Origin of the sequence: Micromonospora sp. WMMC241 (assembly GCF_027460165.1) — a bacterium.
GTDB lineage: Bacteria > Actinomycetota > Actinomycetes > Mycobacteriales > Micromonosporaceae > Micromonospora > Micromonospora humi.
Genome location: NZ_JAPZBF010000001.1, coordinates 2,350,868 through 2,369,076, shown reverse-complemented (window position 1 = coordinate 2,369,076; position 18,209 = coordinate 2,350,868). Strand labels below are relative to the sequence as shown.

Here is an 18,209-nt window from a genome sequence, read left to right as displayed (position 1 = left end):
ACCTCTTCTTGAGCGGTGGTGGCACGGGGGCCGCCGTCGGCGCGACGGCGACCCCCGGTGTGGGTCAGTACTTGCGGTTGGGCAGTGCCTCCTTGGCCGTCTCCTGCGTGAAGGTGGTCTCCTCGGTCTCGATCCGGGCCGGCACCTCCTCGCCGGCCTTGACCTTCTTCGCCAGGTCCATCAGCTGCGGGCCGAGCAGCGGGCTGCACTCCGCGATGAAGTTGAACTTGCCGTCCGCGAGCGCCTGCATGCCGTCCTTCACCGCGTCGACGGTGATGATGGTGATGTCCTTGCCGGGCACCTTGCCGGCCGCGGTGATCGCCTCGAGCGCGCCCAGCCCCATGTCGTCGTTGTGCGCGAAGAGCACGTCGATCTTCGGGTTGGCCTTGAGGAACTGCTCCATCACCTGCTTGCCGCCGGCGCGGGTGAAGTCACCGGACTGCGACGCGATGATCTTCAGGTTCGGGTTGGCCGCGATCGCCTCGCCGAAGCCCGCCTTGCGGTCGTTCGCCGGCGCCGAGCCGGTCGTACCCTGCAGCTCGACGATGTTGACCGGGCCGGTGGCCGCCTTCTTCTGCTCCACCAGCCACTCGCCCGCGAGCCGGCCCTCCTTCTTGAAGTCCGAGCCGAGGAACGTCTTGTAGAGCGACTTGTCGGCCGAGTCGACCGCGCGGTCGGTCAGGATCACCGGGATCTTGGCGTCCTTGGCCTCCTTGAGCACGGTGTCCCAGCCGGACTCCACCACCGGCGAGAAGGCGATCACGTCGACCTTCTGCTGGATGAAGTTCCGGATCGCCTTGATCTGGTTCTCCTGCTTCTGCTGCGCGTCGTCGAACTTCAGCTCGACGCCGGCCTCGCCCGCCGCCTCCTTGATCGAGGTGGTGTTGGCGGTCCGCCAGCCGCTCTCCGCGCCGACCTGGGAGAAGCCCAGGACGAGCTTGTCGTTGCCGCCGCCGCCGGAATCGCCGCCGGTGTCGCTGTTGCCGCAGGCGGCCATGCTGGCGGCGAGCAGCACGCCGGCCAGAGCCGCGACGACCGTCCGTGCCGTACTCCTGGTTCTCATCGAATCTCCTCGGGGTGGGGTGATCCGGGCGCGCGACCGGCGGGGCCGGGGCGACCGGTTGTGGTGGTGGGGATGAGGTGGTGCTGGTCGGTGTCAGCCGCTCGACGGGCGTTGGCCGTACACGTTCTGGTAGCGGTCGTACAGCGCGTCGACGTCGGCCGGTGCGATCGGCAGCGGCTGCCCGAGCGCGCGGGCCAGGTGTGCGGTGCGCGCGACGTCCTCGCACATCACCGCGGCCTTGACCGCCGCGCGGGCGTCCCTGCCGATGGTGAACACACCGTGGTTGCGCATGAGCACCGCCGGCGAGCGGTGCCCGGACAGCGTGCTGACGATGCCCTTGCCGATGTCGTCGCCGCCGATCAGCGCGAACGGCCCGATCGGGATCTCCCCGCCGAACTCGTCGGCCTGGGCGGTGAGCCAGCACGGGATCGCCTCGCCCCGCGCCGCCCAGGCGGTGGCGTAGCCGCTGTGCGTGTGCACGACGCCGCCGACCTCGGGCATCGCGCGGTAGACGTAGGCGTGCGCGGCGGTGTCGCTGGACGGCGAGCCGCCGCCGTCGACCACCACGCCGTTCAGGTCGCAGACCACCATGGTGTCGGCGGTCAGGTCGTCGTAGTCCACCCCGCTCGGCTTGATCACCATGAGGTCCTGCCCGGGGACGCGCGCCGAGACGTTGCCGGACGTCCAGGCGACCAGGTCGTAGCGGGTCAGCTCGCGGTGCAGGCGGGCGACGGTCTCGCGGAGCACGGCGATCTCGGTGTTCATCCGACCACCTCCAGGGTCGAGGCGGTCCGCTCGGCGGCGGCGTCGACCGCCGCGTTCCGGATCGCCCGCAGGCGCAGCATGACGTCGTTCGCGCCGCGGCCGAAGTGGTCGTGCAGCGCCCGGTACTCGGCGTAGAGCGCGTCGTACGCCCGCACGTTCTCCGGGATCGGCCGGTAGACGCCCTCGTCCACCCGCCCCATGGCCGCCGACGCCTCGTGCACCGTCGGGTAGGCCCCGGCGGCGACCGCCGCGTGGATGGCCGAGCCGAGCGCCGGGCCCTGCGCCGAGCCGATGATGCCCAGCGGTCGGTTGGTGACGTCGGCGTAGATCTGCATCAGCAGCCGGTTCGAGGTGAGCCCGCCGGCCACCACCAGGTCGTCGACCGGCACGCCCGCCTCGGCGAACGCCTCGACGATCATGCGGGTGCCGTACGCGGTGGCCTCCAGCAGCGCGCGGTAGACGTCCGGCGGCCGGGTGGCGAGCGTCAGCCCGACGACAAGTCCGCTGAGGTCGTGGTTGACCAGCAGGGAGCGGTTGCCGTTCCACCAGTCCAGCGCCACCAGGCCGTGCGCGCCGACCGGCTGGGCGGCGGCCAGCTCGGTGAGCCGTTCGTGCGAGTCGAGGCCGGCCGGCGCGCCGTGGCGCACGAACCAGCCGAAGATGTCACCGACGCCGCTCTGCCCGGCCTCGTAGCCCCAGGCGCCCGGGCTGATGCCGCCGTCGACCACGCCGCACATGCCGGGCACCTCGGCGGGGTGGGTGCCGTTGAGCACGTGGCAGGTGGAGGTGCCCATGATCGCTACCAGCCGCCCCGGGCGCAGCGCCTGGGCCGCGGCGGCGGTGACGTGCGCGTCGACGTTGCCGACCGCGACCGCGATGCCCTCGGGCAGGCCGGTCCAGGCCGCGGCGCGGGCGCCGAGCGTGCCGGCCCGGTCGCCCAGCGGCAGCAACGGACCGTCCAGTTTGGCCACGAAGTCGGTGAAGCCGGGGTCCAGCGCGGCCAGGTAGTCGGCCGACGGGTACCGGCCGTCCTGGAGGATGCCCTTGTAGCCGGCGGTGCAGGCGTTGCGGGTCTCGGCGCCGCACAGCTCCCAGACGATCCAGTCGGCGGCCTCGACGAAGCGCTCGGCCCGCCGGTAGACCTCCGGATCCTCGGCCAGAATCTGCAGCCCCTTGGCGAACTGCCACTCGGCGGAGATCTTGCCGCCGTAGCGGCCGATCCACGGTTCGCCACGCTCGTGCGCCAGCGCGTTGATCCGGTCGGCCTGCGGCTGCGCGGCGTGGTGCTTCCACAGCTTGACCCAGGCGTGCGGCCGGCGGCGCAGCTCCGGCACCTCGCACAGCGGGGTGCCGTCGGCGAGCGTCGGCAGCACGGTGCAGGCGGTGAAGTCGGTGCCGATGCCGACCACCCGGGCCGGGTCCACCCCGGCCGCGGCCAGCGCGGCGGGCACCGCTTCGCGCAGCACGTCGCGGTAGTCGTCGGGGTCCTGTAACGCCCAGTCCGGGGGCAGCGACGGGCCGCCGTCGGGCACTGCCGTCTCGATCACCCCGTGCCGGTACGCGTGCACCGCGGTGCCGACCTCGGCGCCGTCGCGGACCCGCACCACGAGCGCCCGCCCGGACAACGTGCCGAAATCGACCCCGACCACGTAGTGGTCGGGTCCCTCCACCTCGCTCATTTGCACCTCTCCCGTGTCACGGAGTTAGTGTTAGCGCTCACATATACATCCGTCAAGACACCTGAGCGCAACGGCTGCGTAACGAGGACCGGCACGTTCCGAGGATCGTCGACGCCTGCGTCCGGACCGGCCCGGCGGCGCACCGCCGGAGATCGTCCGGCGGTGCCGACATGGCGGCGCAGCGGGCCGGGACACCCATGTGTTAGCGACAACAATTGATGTCTTGAGGAGATCACTCCTAGGCCATGTCGCAGCACCCGCGCCGAGGGCTCGATCCGATGCGTCCCAGGCCGGCACACGGCCTCTCAACGGCCCGTTTCCTCCACAACGGATCACCCGTCGGATCCGCCGAGGGCCGCCGGGAGGGCCGCCAAGCTATTTACACAGTTTGATGTCAGCGATAACATCCGCGACATCGCCATGCCGGCGGGACGTCCCCGGGCGGACGCCGGCGGCACGGCAGCGAGGCGACGGCCGGCGGCGTCCCCGGCCATCGCCGACCCACCACCCGAGCGGCCGTCGCCGGTCCACCGGTCCCCTCGACGCCACGGCATCCCGGCGACCGCCGGCGCCGTGACACGGGCCGCCGCGAGTGGCCGCTCCCGCCGGGCGCCCGTCCGCGCCCGTCAACCGAGGAGGACCTGTGCGCAGAAGAACACGACGGCTGTTGGCCGCCCTCGGCGTCGCGGCGGTCGCGCTCGCCGCCACCGTCGTCGGTGGGGCGGCCGCCCCGCAGCCGGCGCGGGCGCTCGACAACGGTGTCGCCCGCACGCCGCCGATGGGCTGGAACAGTTGGAACACGTTCGGCTGCAACATCAACGAGACGCTCATCCGGCAGATGACCGACGCGATGGTCAGCTCCGGCATGCGCGACGCCGGCTACCAGTACGTCGTCGTCGACGACTGCTGGATGAACCCGAACCGTGACTCCGCGGGGAACCTGCAGGGCGACCCGAGCCGCTTCCCGTCGGGCATGAAGGCGCTCGGCGACTACATCCACGCCCGGGGGCTGAAGTTCGGCATCTACCAGGGCCCGTTGGACAAGACGTGCGCGCAGTACTTCAACAGCTATCCCGGCGCCACCGGGGCCCAGGGGCACGAGGCCCAGGACGCCCGGCAGTTCGCCGCCTGGGGAGTCGACTACCTCAAGTACGACTGGTGCTCCCCCAGCGGCAGCATCGACGACCAGGTCCGCGTGTTCAACATCATGCGCGACGCGCTCGCCGCCGCCGGTCGGCCCATCGTCTACAGCATCAACTCGAACAGCGTCCACTCCAAGACCGGCCCGCAGCGTGACTGGGGCGACGTGGCGAACATGTGGCGCACCACCGAGGACATCACCAACACCTGGAACAGCGGCCAGACCAACGGCTACCCGATGGGCATCCAGAACATCGTCGACGTCACCGTGCCGCTGGCCGGGCGGGCCAAGCCCGGCGCGTTCAACGACATGGACATGTTGGAGGTCGGGCGCGGCGGCATGACCGACACCGAGATGCGCAGCCACTTCGCGCTGTGGGCGATCATGGCCTCCCCGCTCATCGCCGGCAACGACCTGCGCTCCATGAACGCGGCCACCCAGACCATCCTGAAGAACGCCAACCTCATCGGCATCAGCCAGGACCCGCTCGCCCGGCAGGCGAGCCAGGTCTCCTTCGACGGCACCCGCCGGGTGCTGGCCAAGCCGCTGGCCAACGGCGACGTCGCGGTCGCGCTGTTCAACCAGGGCAGCGCCACCACCACGGTCTCCACCACGGCGGCGGCGGTGGGCAAGAGCGGCAGCTCGTTCACGCTGCGCGACGCGTGGACCGACGCCACCTCCACCAGCACCGGCGCCATCTCCGCCAGCGTGCCCGCGCACGGCACCGTGGTCTACCGGGTCAGCGGCGGCGGCACCACCACCCCGCCGCCCACCCCGACCACGTTCCGGCTGCGCAGCGAGTCGGCCGGCCGCTGCCTCGACGTCGACAACGGCGGCACCGCCAACGGCACCGGCACGCTGATCTGGGATTGTCACGGCAACCCCAACCAGCAGTTCACCGCCAGCGGGCAGACGCTCCAGGTGCTCGGCAAGTGCCTGGACGTGCCGACCGGTGCGACCGCCGGCACCCGGGTGCAGATCTGGGACTGCAACGGCGGCACCAACCAGCAGTGGACGTTCAACGGCAACGGCACGGTGAGCAACGGCCGGTTCCCGACCCTGTGCCTGGACGTCGAGGGCGCCGGCACCGCCAACGGCACCCGGGTGGTCCTCTGGACCTGCCACGGCAACACCAACCAGCGGTGGAGCCGGGTGTGACGACGCGGCCGGCCGGACGGCGGGAACGCCGTCCGGCCGGCCGGGCTCACCGGCTGCCCGCGGCCCGGCGCTTGTTCCAGATGTCGAACGCCACGGCGGCGAGCAGCACCAGGCCCTTCACCACCGACTGGATCGACTGGTCGACGCCCATGAGCTGCATGCCGTTGCTCATCACCGCCATGATCAGGCCACCCACCATCGCGCCGACGACGGTGCCGACCCCGCCGGTGACCGCCGCGCCGCCGATGAAGGCCGCCGCGATGGCGTCCAACTCGAACATGTTGCCCGCCGCCGGCTGGGCCCCGTTGGACCGGGAGGAGTAGATCACTCCGGCCACCGCGGAGAGGAAGCCCATGTTGACGAAGACCCAGAAGTTGACCGTCTTCACCCGGACGCCGGACAGCGTCGCCGCCGGCAGGTTGCCGCCGATCGCGTAGACCTGGCGGCCGAAGACGGTACGGCGGGTGAGCAGGCCGTAGACGAGCACCAGCACGGCCAGCACGATCAGCACGATCGGCAGGCCCCGCGCGTGGGCGAGCTGCCAAGCGAACCACATGACGACGGCGCCGACCACCACCACCCGCAGGACGAACAGCGGGAACGACTCCACCGGCTGCTCGTGGCGGACCCGGGCCAGCCGGGTCCGGAACACGCTCGCGGCGTAACCGACCACCGCGAAGACGCCGATGAACAGCGTGAAGGCGTCGAAGCCCTGCCCGCCGAGGAGCCCGTTGAGGAAGCCGGCGGCGACCCGCTGGTATTCCGCCGGGAACGGCGACAGCGAGATGTTGTCCAGCACCCGCAGCGTCAGGCCGCGGAACAGCAGCATGCCGGCCAGCGTGACGATGAACGCCGGGATCCCGGCGTAGGCGACCCAGAGGCCGTGCCAGGCACCCACCGCCACGCCCACCGCGAGCGCGGCGAGGATGCCGACCCACCAGGGCATGCCCTCCCGGATGACGAGCACGGCGGAGACCGCGCCGGTCAGCGCCACCACCGACCCGACGGACAGGTCGATGTGGCCGCCGATGATCACGATGACCATGCCGATCGCGAGCACCAGGATGTACGAGTACTGGAGAACGATGTTGGTGAGGTTGCCGGGGCTGAGCGAGACGCCGTCGGTGAGGACCGCGAACAGCGCGACGATCACCACCAGGGCGATGTAGATGCCGCTCTGCCGCAGGTTGCCCAGGATCAGCGTGCGCGGGTCGCTGGTGCCGGTGTGCAGGGTGGCGACCGGCCCGGAGTCGGGCGCGTCGACCTTCGGTGAGGTGGAGGGCTTCGTGCTGGTCATCGGACGAGATCCCGGTCCTTGGTCATGAGTTCCATCAGGTTCTCCTGGGTGGCCTCGCCCACCGGCAGCTCACCGGTGATCCGGCCGGCGGCCAGGGTGTAGATGCGGTCGCACATGCCGAGCAGCTCGGGCAGCTCGGACGAGATGATGACGACGGCCTTGCCGTCGGCCACCAGCCGGTTGACGATCGTGTAGATCTCGAACTTCGCCCCGACGTCGATGCCCCGGGTCGGTTCGTCGAGGATCAGCACGTCGGGGTCGGTGAACAGCCACTTCGCCAGCACGACCTTCTGCTGGTTGCCACCGGAGAGCTTGCCCACCACCGACATGACGGTCGGCGCCTTGATGTTCATGTCGCGCCGGCCCCGCTCGGCGACAGTGATCTCCTCGTTGCCGTCGATCCAGCCGTTGCGCGCGAGCTTGCCGAGCGCCGCGGCCGAGATGTTGCCGCGCACGTCGTCGATCAGGTTGAGGCCGTACTGCTTGCGGTCCTCGGTCGCGTACGCGATGCCGTTGGCGATCGCCTCGGCCACCGTCCGGGTCCGCACCTCCCGGCCGTTGACGAAGATCCGCCCGGAGATGTCCCGCCCGTACGCCCGGCCGAACACGCTCATCGCCAGCTCGGTACGGCCCGCGCCCATCAGCCCGGCGATGCCGACCACCTCGCCGGCGCGGACGGTGAGCGAGGCCCGGTCGACCACCAGTCGGTCCTGGGTCGGATGGCGCACGGACCAGTCCTCGATCCGCAGCACCTCGGCCCCGGGCGTCGACGTCCGGGTCGGGTAGAACGCCGCGAGGTCGCGACCGACCATGCCGCGGATGATCCGATCCTGGGTCGCGGTGCCGTCGCCCATGTCGAGCGTCTCCACCGTCCGGCCGTCGCGGATCACCGTGGTGGAGTCCGCGACCGCGGTGATCTCACCGAGCTTGTGGGAGATCATGATGCAGGTGATGCCCTGGTCCCGCAGCCGGCGCAGCAGGTTCAGCAGGTGCGCCGAGTCGACGTCGTTGAGCGCCGCGGTCGGCTCGTCCAGGATGAGCAGCCGCACCTTCTTGGACAGCGCCTTGGCGATCTCCACCAGCTGCTGCTTGCCCACCCCGAGCTGGATGACCGGCGTCACCGGGTTCTCGTCCAACCCGACCGACCGCAGCAGCGCCGCGGCCTCCGCGTTGGTCCGGTGCCAGTCGATCAGCCCGCTGCGCCCGCGGCGCTCGTTGCCGAGGAAGATGTTCTCCGCGATCGACAGGTACGGCACCAGCGCCAGCTCCTGGTGGATGATGACGATGCCGTGCGACTCGCTGTCCCGGATGCCCCGGAACTCGACCGGCTCGCCGTCGAGGACGATCTGCCCGTCGTAGCTCCCCGTCGGGTAGACCCCGGAGAGCACCTTCATCAGGGTCGACTTGCCGGCGCCGTTCTCGCCGCAGATCGCGTGGATCTCGCCGCGCCGCACGGCGAGCGAGACGTCCTGGAGCGCGGCCACTCCGGGAAAGGTCTTGGTGATGTTCCGCATTTCGAGGATGTGATCGCTCATGGAAACCGTCCTGCTCGGGGCCGTCGCGTCGGTGCGCCGGTGGACCCGGTGACGCGGCGCGCCACCGGGTCCGTCGCGCCTGTCAGCCGGCCCGGCCGGCGGCGACCTCCTGTGCGGTCAGGTAGCCGGAGTCGATGAGCGCGGACTTGATGTCGTCCTTGTAGACGGTCTGCACCGGCAGCAGGAACGCGGGCACGACCTTGTTGCCGTTGTCGTACGCCTTGGTGTCGTTCGCCTTGGGCTCCTCCTTCTTGAGGAACGCCTCGGCGGCGACCACGGCCTGGTCGGCCAGCAGGCGGGTGTCCTTGAAGACGGTGGAGCTCTGCACGCCGTCGTTGATCAGCTTGACCGAGGCGACCTCGGCGTCCTGGCCGGTGATCACCGGCATCTTCTTGGCCCCGCCGCGGTAGCCGGCGTTCTGCAGGGCGGTGATGATGCCCCGGGACAGGCCGTCGAACGGCGACAGCACGCCGTCGACCTTGCTGCCGTCGTTGTAGCTGGAGGTGAGCAGGTCCTCCATCCGCTTCTGCGCGGTCTCCTGCTGCCAGCGCAGGATGGCCACCTGCTCGATCTTCGTCTGGCCGGACTTCACCTTCAGCGTGCCGGCGTCGAAGTACGGCTTGAGCGTGTCCATCGCGCCGTTGAAGAAGAAGTGGGCGTTGTTGTCGTCCAGGGAGCCGGCGAACAGCTCCACGTTGAACGGGCCGGCGGCGCTGCCCTTCGAGCCGTCCTTGTTCTGCAGCCCGAGGCCGACCAGGAGCGCGTTGGCCTGCGCCACGCCGACCTTGTAGTTGTCGAAGCTGACGTAGAAGTCGACGTTCGGGCTGTTGCGGATGAGCCGGTCGTAGGAGATGACCGGGATCTTCGCCGCCGCGGCGGCCTGGAGCTGGCCGCTGAGCGCGGTGCCGTCGATCGGGGCGATCACCAGCACGTCCGCACCCTGGGTGATCATCTGGTCGATCTGCTGGGACTGGGTGGGGATCTCGTCGCCGGCGTACTGCAGGTCGACCTTGTAGCCCTTGGCCTGCAGCTTTTCCTTCACCGAGTTGCCGTCGGCGATCCACCGCTCCGAGGTCTGGGTCGGCATCGACACGCCGATGGTCAGGTCACTGGGCTTTGCCGTGCTCTTGTCCTCGCCGCCACCCGCGCCCTCACCACTGCACGCGGCCAGGCTGACGGCCATCGCGACGCCGCCGAGCACGGCCAGAAATCGTCTGCGCACGAGCTTTCCTCTCCCCTACGTACTCCGTAATCCTCCCGGGGAGTGTTAACGCTCACAAGTTGCACCGTCAACCGATCGGACGGAATGTGCATGTCTCGGTCTCGTAACAGAAGCTCCGTGGGCAGCACGAGGGGCGGTGCGCCGACGCATCGACGCACCGCCCCCGGGCGGGTGGGGTCAGGAGGCCGCGCAGGTCGGGGTGAGACCCGACGCGCTGCCGTTGCCCTGGAACCCGAACTCGGTGCTCTGACCCGCGGCGAGCTGGCCGTTGTAGTCCACGTTGGTGAACCGCACCGTCCCGGAACTGCCACTGGCCGTCGCGCTCCAGGTGTTCGTCACACTCGCCCCGCCGGGCAACGTCAGGCTGACCGTCCAGCCCCGGGTGCCACCCGAGCCGGCCGTCACCTTCACCGTCGCCACGAAACCACCGGTCCACGAGTTCACCGACACCGTCGCCGAACAACCACCCGGAACCGGCGGCGCCGGGGTCGTCGGACTCGGCGGCGGGGTGGTCGGGCTCGGCGGCGGCGTCGTCGGAGTCGGCGGCGGGGTGGTCGGGCTGGGCGGCGGCGTGGTCGTGCCGGTGCCGTCGAAACCGAGGAACCGCACCGCCTGGGCGGCGTCGAACGGGATCGAGTGCCCGTAGCCCTGGAAGCTGATCGCCTCCACCGGCGGCGTGCCACCGGTGCCGCCGTATCGGGTCCGGGTGGCGCTGGCCTGCGGATAGTCGGTCATGCTCGGGGTCTGCGAGACGCCCAGCACGTTCGTCCACTGCTTGATCTGCTCGCCGAAGTTGACGTAGCTCAGCGTGGTGTCCGTGGTGCCGTGCCAGATCTGCATCCGGGGTCGCCGGCCGGTGTAGCCCGGGTACGCGTTGCGGACCAGGTCACCCCACTGCTGCGGAGTCTTGGTGATCCGCCCGCCGGAGCACTCGCTGTTCCACTCCGAGCCGTTGGTGGTGGCGAAGCAGCCGAACGGCACGCCCGACGAGCTGACCCCGGCGTGGAACACGTCCGGGTAGACGCCGGCCATCACGTTGGTCATCATGGCGCCGGACGAAGCGCCGGCGACGCCGATGCGGGCCGTGTCGACCGGGTAGCGGCTCGTCACGTAGTCGACCATCGACTTGAGGCCGACCGGGTCGCTGCCGCCACCGCGCCGCAGCGCCTGCGGCGACGACACGTCCCAGCACTTGCTGCTGCGGGTCACCGACGGGTAGATCACGATGAATCCGTAGCGGTCGGCCAACGGGCTGTAGCCGGAACCGGTGTGCATCGCCGGGCCGCTGCCGGTGCAGTAGTGCAGGACCAGCAGCAGGGCCGGCCGGGCCGGGAGCCGGTCCGGCACGTACAGGTGCATCTGCAGGTTTGTCGGGTTGGTGCCGAAGTTCGTCACCTGGGTGAGCGCTGCGGCGGACGCCGGACCGGCGGCGGTGACGACGGCGACCGCCGTCGTCAGGACCGTGGCCAGTCCGGCCGCGAGCAGCGCGATCTTCGCTCTCATCGGCGGTTCCTCCATGGTGGGGTACGGACGGAGGCCACCGGTCCGGCCCACCGTGACGCGGGCCGGACCGGCGAGGGACTCAGCTGGCGGAGCAGGTGGGCGTCAGGCCGGACGCGCTGCCGTTGCCCTGGAACCCGAACTCGGTACTCTGACCGGCGCCGAGCTGACCGTTGTAGTCCACGTTCGCGAACCGCACCGTGCCGGTGCTGCCGCTGGCGGTCGCGCTCCACGTGTTGGTCACGCTCGCGCCGCCGGGCAGCGGCACGCTGACCGTCCAGCCCCGGGTGCCGTTGGAACCGGCCGTCACCTTCACCGTGGCCACGAACCCACCGGTCCACGAGTTCAGCGACACCGTCGCCGAACAGCCACCCGTCCCCGGCGGCGGCGTGGTCGGGTTCGGCGGCGGGGTGGTCGGGTTGCCCGGCGTCGTCGGCGGCGGCGTGCTGGTACCGCCGGCGTTCAACGCGTTCAGCACCGAGGTGTACGCGGCCTTCTTGTTGCCGCTGCAGTCGAAGAGCAGCGCGTTGTCCGAGCCGCGCCACGAGTCGCAGTCCCGCACGCCCCACACCGTGATGCCGGTGCACCGCGACACCGCCATGCAGGACCGGGTGACCGTGCCGAAGATGTTCGCCTGGTTGCCGCCGGTCATCACGTCCAGCTCGGTGATCTGCACGTCCACGCCGAGGTCGGCGAAGCGCTGGAGGTTGGCCTGGTAGTCGCCCGGGATCGTGGTGCCCAGGTGCGACTGGAAGCCGACGCAGTCGATCGGCACGCCACGGGACTTGAAGTCCCGCACCATGTTGTAGACGCCCGTGGACTTCGCGTTGACGCCGTCGGTGTTGTAGTCGTTGTAGCAGAGCTTCGCGCCCGGGTCGGCCGCCCGCGCGGCCCGGAAGGCCGCCTCGATCCAGTCGTTGCCGGTGCGCTGGAGGTTGGAGTCGCGGCGACCGCCGCCACCACCGTCGGCGAACGCCTCGTTCACCACGTCCCAGGCGTAGATCTGGCCCTTGAAGTGGGTCGCCACCTGGGTGACGTGGTTGATCGCCGCGTTGCGCAGCGCGGTGCCGGACAGGCCCTGCGCCCAGCTCGGCTGCTGCGCGTGCCAGAGCAGGGTGTGGCCGCGCACGCTCATCCCGTTGGCCCGGGCGTGGCTGACCAGCCGGTCACCCCCGGTGTAGGAGAACCGCCCCTGCTGGGGCTCGGTGGCGTCCCACTTCATCTCGTTCTCGGCCACCACCGAGTTGAACTCGCGGTTCAGCACCGTCACGTACGTGTTGTCGGACAGCTTGTTGGTGGCGACCGCCGCACCGAAGTAGCGGCCCTTCTCGGCCGCCGAGGCACGCAGGGTGGTGCCGGCGCTGGCGGTGGGCGCCAACGCCACCGCCATGCCGGCGGCCAGCGCCCCGGCCAGCAGGCCGGTGGACAGCAAGGCTCTCGTGGGTCTCATGCAGGATTCCTCTTCCGGGTTGCACGGTGGTGATGCGACCAGCGCGGCTCGCCCGGAGAGCCTGTGCTGCGAATGCCCTGCCATCGACTGTGAGCGATAACATGCCGCGCGTCAAGCCCGGCCGCCTACGGGTACACCTCCTCGTGCGACTTGCGGTAGTCCACGATCGCGGCCGACCGGCCGGCCGCCGCGTGCGTCACCCAGGCCGGATTACCGAGCAGGGCGCGCCCCAACGCGACCAGGTCGAACTCGCCGTCCGCCAGCCGGCGGGTCAGCCCGGACACCGAATCCGGGCCGCCCCGACGCAGGAAGTCGCGGGTCAGGCCGACCGAGCCCACGGTGATCGACGGCAACCCGGTGAGGTGTTTCGCCCAACCGGCCAGGTTCCACGCCGACCCGGCGAACGCCGGCTGCCAGAAGCGGCGCTGCGACGCGTGCAGGACGTCCGCGCCGGCCTCGGCGAAGGCGGTCAGGATCTCGGCCAGCTCGGCCGGCGTGTCCGCGATGCGGGCGTCGAAGGCGCGCTCCTTGAACTGCGAGAACCGGACGATCACCGGGCGGTCCGCCGGGAGGCTCGCGCGGACCGCCCGGACCACAGCGGCCGGGAACGCCGCCCGGCGCGCCGGGGAGCCGCCGAACGCGTCGGTCCGCCGGTTCGTGTACGGCCACAGGAACTCGTCCAGCAGATAGCCGTGCGCGGCGTGGATCTCCACCGCGTCGAACCCGACCCGGGCGGCCACCCGCGCCGCCGCCGCGTACGACGCCAGCAGCTCGTCCACGTCGGCGCCGGTCATGGCGTGTCCGGCCGGGCGGCCCGGCTCGCGCACGCCCGACGGCGTCCAGGCCGCCCGGCCGTCGACCGGCTCGCGCAGGCTGCCCAGGTGCCACAGCTGCGCGGCGATCCGGCCGCCCGCGCCGTGGACCGCCTCGACCACCCGTCGCCAGCCCGCCTCGGCCGGCCCCGGCGTCAGCCTCGGCACGGTGTCCTCGTGGCCGGCGGTCGGGTGGTCGACCAGGACTCCCTCGGTGACGATCAGCCCGATGCCCTGCTCGGCGCGCCGCCGGTAGTAGTCGGCGACCTCCGGTGTCGGCACGCCGCCGGGCGCGCGGTTGCGGGTCATCGGCGCCATGACGAAACGGGTGCGCAACGGCATTCCGGCGACGGTGACGGGTGCGATCAGCGGCGCCACCGGCGATCCGGCGGCCAACGTGGCGGTCATGTCCCGACGGTAGGAGTTGACACCGGTGTCAGGGGCAAGCCCCGCCCGGCGCCGCGTCGTCCGCGACGGTCATGTCGGTGACGACCTCGTCGAGCACCGCGACGGCGTGGGCGAGCTGCGCCATCTCGGCCTCCATCCGGGTCCGCTCCTCGCGCAGCCGGTCGGTCAGCCAGCGGGTGCGGATGTCCGGGTCGGTCACGCAGGGCAGCAGCTCGGACATCCGCCTGCTGCTCAGCCCGGCGGAGAAGAGACGCTGGATCAGCCGCACCCGCTCGACCGCCGACTCGGCGAACACACGCTGCCCGCTTGTGGTGCGCACGGCCGCGAGCAGGCCCTGCTGCTCGTAGTAGCGGATCGACCGGGCGCTCACCCCGGTGCGTGCCGACAGCTCCCCGATCCGCATTCCATCCCGCCCGCCGCCTCGTCGACGCCCGGACCGAGCATGCCACGCGCGGTGGACGGCCGCCGCCCCGCGTCGGGTCGACGCCGCCGGTGGCGGTCCCGCGGTCCGGCCAGCCATTGACAGACGTCGGATGTTAACGCAAACATTGACCGATGCCTCTCGCGGGCATCGGGAGCTGAGCACCTCGCAACGCCGCCGGTCCAGGGCAGACCGGCGCTGCTCGGTACAGCCGACCGAATCCCTGGCACTCGGCTTACATCATACGAATGATGTGAACGCTCACTACGCCTCGGTCGGTCGCCACCCCACTCATGGACCGGGAGGTCCCCTTGCGAACCACGCACCATCCCCGCCGCCGGGCGGCGCTGATCGCCGCCGCCGCGCTCACGCTCACCGCCGCCGGCCTCACCGGGACGCAGCTCGCGTCCGCGGCCGCCGCCGGCTGCTCGGTCGACTACACCGTCTCCTCCTCCTGGCCGGGTGGGTTCGGCGCCAACGTCACCGTCACCAACCTCGGCGACCCGGTCAGCTCCTGGCGGCTGGGCTGGACCTTCTCCGCCGGCCAGACCGTCACCCAGTACTGGAACACCACCCTCACCCAGACCGGCGCGGCGGTCACCGCCGTCAACGTCTCCTACAACGGCGCCATCGGAACCGGCGGCAGCACCAGCTTCGGCTTCAACGGATCCTGGACCGGCAGCAACCCCGCGCCCACCAGCTTCACCCTCAACGGCGTCACCTGCACCGGCGGCGTCAGCACCCCACCCACCACCTCCACGCCGTCACCCACCACCTCGCCGACGACGACCCCGCCGCCGCCGGCCACCAACGCACCCTGTGACATCTACGCCGCCGGTGGCACGCCCTGCGTGGCCGCGCACAGCACCACCCGCGCGCTGTTCCGCGCCTACACCGGCCGGCTCTACCAGGTCCGCCGCGCCTCCGACAACACCACCCGCGACATCAACGCGCTCAGCGCCGGCGGCCCCGCCGACTCCGCCGTCCAGGACTCGTTCTGCGCCAACACGAGCTGCCTGATCACGGTCATCTACGACCAGACCCCCCGGGGCAACAACCTCACCCAGGCGCCCCCCGGCGGATTCTCCGGCCCGGCCCCCGGCGGCTACGACAACCTCGCCGACGCGAAGGCGGCACCGACGACGGTGCTCGGCCACCGGGCGTACGGGGTGTTCGTCGCGCCCGGCACCGGCTACCGGAACAACACCACCAACGGCATCGCCAAGGGCGACCAACCCGAAGGCATGTACGCCATCTTCGACGGCACCCACTACAACGGCGGCTGCTGCTTCGACTACGGCAACGCCGAGACCAACAGCCGCGACAACGGCAACGGCACCATGGAAGCCATCTACTTCGGCAACAACAAGGTCTGGGGCACCGGCACCGGCAACGGCCCCTGGATCATGGCCGACCTGGAGAACGGACTCTTCTCCGGCGTCAACCCCGGCTACAACGCCAACAACCCGTCGATCAGCCACCGCTACCTGACCGCGATCGTCAAGGGCGAACCCAACCACTGGGCCATCCGCGGCGGCAACGCCCAGTCCGGCAGCCTGAACACCATCTACGACGGCAAACGGCCCAACGCCTCCGGCTACAACCCGATGAAGAAGGAAGGCGCCATCATCCTCGGCATCGGCGGCGACAACAGCCACGGCGCCGCCGGCACGTTCTACGAAGGCGTGATGACCTCCGGCTACCCGTCGAACGCCACCGAGGACGCCGTCCAGGCCAACATCACCGCCGCCGGCTACCGCTGACGGCGACGCGGCCCGCCGCCGGCCGGCGGCGGGCCGCTCCACCGCGCCTCCACCACCCGTTTCTCAGGAAGGAACCGGGCCATGTCATCCTCGTCCCACATCTCCCGCCGCCACCTGCTCATCGCCTCCGGCGCCGGCGCGGCCGCCGCGGCCGGCCTGCTCAGCGTCCGCCGCGACGCCCTGGCCACCGCGGGGCCGCAGAGCTACACCGCCACCTGGTCGTCGGTCGACCAGCATCCACCCGCCCCGGAGTGGTTCCAGGACGCCAAGTTCGGCATCTACTACCACTGGGGCGTCTACAGCGTCCCCGCGTTCGCCAACGAGTGGTACCCGCGCAACATGTACCACAGCGGATCGAACGAGAACAATCACCACAAGTCCGTCTACGGCGACCCGTCGGTATGGCCGTACCACAACTTCATCAACGGGGCCCGCGACAAGGCCGGCAACTGGGTGCAGTTCGCCCCGAAGCTGAAGTCCGCCGGCGGCAACTGGGACCCCAACGAGTGGGCGCAGCTCTTCGCCGACGCCGGCGCGCGCTTCGCCGGGCCGGTGGCCGAGCACCACGACGGTTTCTCCATGTGGAACAGCCAGGTCAACGAGTGGAACGCGGCGGCCAAGGGCCCCAAGCTGGACCTGGTACGCCTGCACGCCGACGCGATCCGCGCCAAGGGCATGAAGTTCTGGGTGTCGATGCACCACGCGTACAACTTCACCGGCTACTACGAGTGGGTGCCGCAGCAGTCCGACGCCAGCCTGCGCAAGCTCTACGGCCAGCTCGGCGCCGCCGAACAGCAACTGTGGTACGACAAGCTCCGCGAGCTGATCGACGGCTACCAGCCGGACATCATCTACCACGACTTCAACCTGCCCCGGATCGACGAGACGCAACGGCTGAAGTTCCTGGCCTACTACTACAACAAGGCGGTCTCCTGGAACAAGGACGTGGCGACCGCGTACAAGGACACCGGCTTCAACACCCGCGGCGAGGTCTTCGACTACGAACGCGGCGGGCCGGCCGGCCTGCTCTCCCCCTACTGGCTGACCGACGACAGCGTCTCCAGTTCCAGTTGGTGCTACACCCAGGGCATCGGCTACTACTCGGCCAAGTCGCTGCTGCACGCCCTGCTGGACCGGGTCAGCAAGAACGGCACCATGGTGCTCAACATCGCGCCGACGGCCGACGGCACCATCCCCTCCGGCCAGCAGTCCGTCCTCCGCTCCATCGGTGACTACCTGGGCCGGTTCGGCGAGTCGCTCTACGCCACCCGCGCCTGGTCCGTCTTCGGCGAGGGACCCACCCCGATGGGCGGTGGCTCGTTCCAGACCCCCCGCGAGGGCACCAACCGGGACATCCGCTTCACCCGCAGCAAGGACAACTCCGTCCTGTACGCCACCGTGATGGGCTGGCCCGGCAGCACGCTGAACATCACCACGATGACCTCCAACCGGGTCAACCTGAGCGGCCTGACCGCTGTGCAACTGCTCAACAACGCCGCCGGCACCTACGTCAACCTGCCCCGGCCCACCCAGGACGGCTCCGGCCTGCACATCACCATGCCGTCGTCCAGCGCCCCGTTCAGCGCCATGGCGTACGTGGTCAAGTTGACCTTCGGCGTGGGCGGAACGCCGACGCCGCCGCCGTCGCCGACGGTCACCCCGACCGTCGTCCCGACATCCGCGCCCGGGCAGGCCACCGCCACCTACAAGATCACTAGCTCGTGGTCCGGCGGCTTCCAGGCGGACGTCACCGTGACCGCCGGCTCGACGCCGATCAACGGCTGGACGGTGACCTGGACCTTCCCCGACGGGCAGACGATCCAGCAGATGTGGAACGGCACGTACACCCAGAACGGGTCGTCCGTCAGCGTCCGCAACGTCTCCTACAACGGTTCGCTCGCCGCGGGCGCCTCCACCACGTTCGGCTTCCTCGCGAGTTGGAACGGGACCAACAACCCGCCGACCAACGTCACCGTCACCGTCGGCTGACACCTA

13 protein-coding genes are annotated in these 18,209 nt (G+C 70.6%); 3 read left to right on the top strand and 10 right to left on the bottom strand.

Annotation, left to right across the window (positions count from 1 at the left end):
• Positions 1-64: 64 nt before the first annotated feature.
• The 3 genes from O7598_RS11030 to araB form a co-directional block, all read right to left on the bottom strand.
• Entirely contained in the window at positions 65-1,063 is a 999-nt protein-coding gene (locus tag O7598_RS11030) for an ABC transporter substrate-binding protein (RefSeq protein WP_269691229.1), read from the bottom strand.
• A 93-nt stretch (positions 1,064-1,156) separates the two neighbouring features.
• A complete protein-coding gene (locus O7598_RS11025; RefSeq protein ID WP_269691228.1) occupies positions 1,157-1,828 on the bottom strand; it encodes an L-ribulose-5-phosphate 4-epimerase in 672 nt (223 codons plus the stop codon).
• Positions 1,825-3,507: a ribulokinase gene (gene araB, locus O7598_RS11020; protein ID WP_269691227.1), complete on the bottom strand. Its 1,683-nt coding sequence runs from the start codon at positions 3,505-3,507 to the stop codon at positions 1,825-1,827. The genes O7598_RS11025 and araB overlap by 4 nt, the downstream gene beginning before the upstream one ends.
• A 643-nt stretch (positions 3,508-4,150) precedes the next feature.
• Here araB and O7598_RS11015 point away from each other — a divergent pair.
• Positions 4,151-5,806, top strand: coding sequence for a glycoside hydrolase family 27 protein (locus tag O7598_RS11015; protein WP_269691226.1), 1,656 nt, complete (start codon positions 4,151-4,153; stop codon positions 5,804-5,806).
• Positions 5,807-5,852: 46 nt separating this feature from the next.
• Here the strand turns inward: O7598_RS11015 and mmsB are convergent, their stop codons facing one another.
• The 7 genes from mmsB to O7598_RS10980 form a co-directional block, all read right to left on the bottom strand.
• Positions 5,853-7,103 (bottom strand): multiple monosaccharide ABC transporter permease, encoded by a 1,251-nt coding sequence (gene mmsB / locus O7598_RS11010; RefSeq protein WP_091055411.1) that lies wholly within the window; start codon positions 7,101-7,103, stop codon positions 5,853-5,855.
• Complete coding sequence (gene mmsA, locus O7598_RS11005) at positions 7,100-8,638, bottom strand: multiple monosaccharide ABC transporter ATP-binding protein (protein ID WP_269691225.1); 1,539 nt, start codon at positions 8,636-8,638, stop codon at positions 7,100-7,102. Before mmsA ends, mmsB begins: the two co-directional genes overlap by 4 nt.
• 82 nt (positions 8,639-8,720) lie before the next feature.
• Positions 8,721-9,860 carry a multiple monosaccharide ABC transporter substrate-binding protein gene (chvE, locus tag O7598_RS11000; protein WP_269691224.1) on the bottom strand — a complete coding sequence of 380 codons (1,140 nt, stop codon included), beginning with the start codon at positions 9,858-9,860 and terminating at the stop codon, positions 8,721-8,723.
• A gap of 177 nt (positions 9,861-10,037) precedes the next feature.
• Complete coding sequence (locus tag O7598_RS10995) at positions 10,038-11,363, bottom strand: extracellular catalytic domain type 1 short-chain-length polyhydroxyalkanoate depolymerase (protein WP_269691223.1); 1,326 nt, start codon at positions 11,361-11,363, stop codon at positions 10,038-10,040.
• Between the two features lie 79 nt (positions 11,364-11,442).
• Positions 11,443-12,810 carry an endo-1,4-beta-xylanase gene (locus O7598_RS10990; protein WP_269691222.1) on the bottom strand — a complete coding sequence of 456 codons (1,368 nt, stop codon included), beginning with the start codon at positions 12,808-12,810 and terminating at the stop codon, positions 11,443-11,445.
• A 125-nt stretch (positions 12,811-12,935) separates the two neighbouring features.
• Positions 12,936-14,030: an oxidoreductase gene (locus O7598_RS10985; RefSeq protein WP_269691221.1), complete on the bottom strand. Its 1,095-nt coding sequence runs from the start codon at positions 14,028-14,030 to the stop codon at positions 12,936-12,938.
• A gap of 28 nt (positions 14,031-14,058) precedes the next feature.
• The gene (locus O7598_RS10980; RefSeq protein WP_269691220.1) at positions 14,059-14,433 is read right to left on the bottom strand and encodes a MerR family transcriptional regulator; all 375 of its coding nucleotides are present in this window, start codon (positions 14,431-14,433) and stop codon (positions 14,059-14,061) included.
• 311 nt (positions 14,434-14,744) lie between these two features.
• Here O7598_RS10980 and O7598_RS10975 point away from each other — a divergent pair, with 311 nt between their 5' ends.
• On the top strand, positions 14,745-16,214 hold the full coding sequence (locus O7598_RS10975; protein WP_442929849.1) for an arabinofuranosidase catalytic domain-containing protein: 1,470 nt from the start codon (positions 14,745-14,747) through the stop codon (positions 16,212-16,214).
• An 81-nt stretch (positions 16,215-16,295) separates the two neighbouring features.
• Positions 16,296-18,203, top strand: coding sequence for an alpha-L-fucosidase (locus O7598_RS10970; protein WP_269691218.1), 1,908 nt, complete (start codon positions 16,296-16,298; stop codon positions 18,201-18,203).
• Positions 18,204-18,209: the final 6 nt, after the last annotated feature.

Excerpts from the sequence above, each read along its gene's own strand:
- O7598_RS11030 (WP_269691229.1), bottom strand. The coding sequence starts at position 1,063 with ATGAGAACCAGGAGTACGGCACGGACGGTCGTCGCGGCTCTGGCCGGC.
- O7598_RS11025 (WP_269691228.1), bottom strand. The coding sequence starts at position 1,828 with ATGAACACCGAGATCGCCGTGCTCCGCGAGACCGTCGCCCGCCTGCAC.
- araB (WP_269691227.1), bottom strand. The coding sequence starts at position 3,507 with ATGAGCGAGGTGGAGGGACCCGACCACTACGTGGTCGGGGTCGATTTC.
- mmsB (WP_091055411.1), bottom strand. The coding sequence starts at position 7,103 with ATGACCAGCACGAAGCCCTCCACCTCACCGAAGGTCGACGCGCCCGAC.
- mmsA (WP_269691225.1), bottom strand. The coding sequence starts at position 8,638 with ATGAGCGATCACATCCTCGAAATGCGGAACATCACCAAGACCTTTCCC.
- O7598_RS10995 (WP_269691223.1), bottom strand. The coding sequence starts at position 11,363 with ATGAGAGCGAAGATCGCGCTGCTCGCGGCCGGACTGGCCACGGTCCTG.
- O7598_RS10990 (WP_269691222.1), bottom strand. The coding sequence starts at position 12,810 with ATGAGACCCACGAGAGCCTTGCTGTCCACCGGCCTGCTGGCCGGGGCG.
- O7598_RS10985 (WP_269691221.1), bottom strand. The coding sequence starts at position 14,030 with ATGACCGCCACGTTGGCCGCCGGATCGCCGGTGGCGCCGCTGATCGCA.
- O7598_RS10980 (WP_269691220.1), bottom strand. The coding sequence starts at position 14,433 with ATGCGGATCGGGGAGCTGTCGGCACGCACCGGGGTGAGCGCCCGGTCG.
- O7598_RS10975 (WP_442929849.1), top strand. The coding sequence starts at position 14,745 with ATGGACCGGGAGGTCCCCTTGCGAACCACGCACCATCCCCGCCGCCGG.
- O7598_RS10970 (WP_269691218.1), top strand. The coding sequence starts at position 16,296 with ATGTCATCCTCGTCCCACATCTCCCGCCGCCACCTGCTCATCGCCTCC.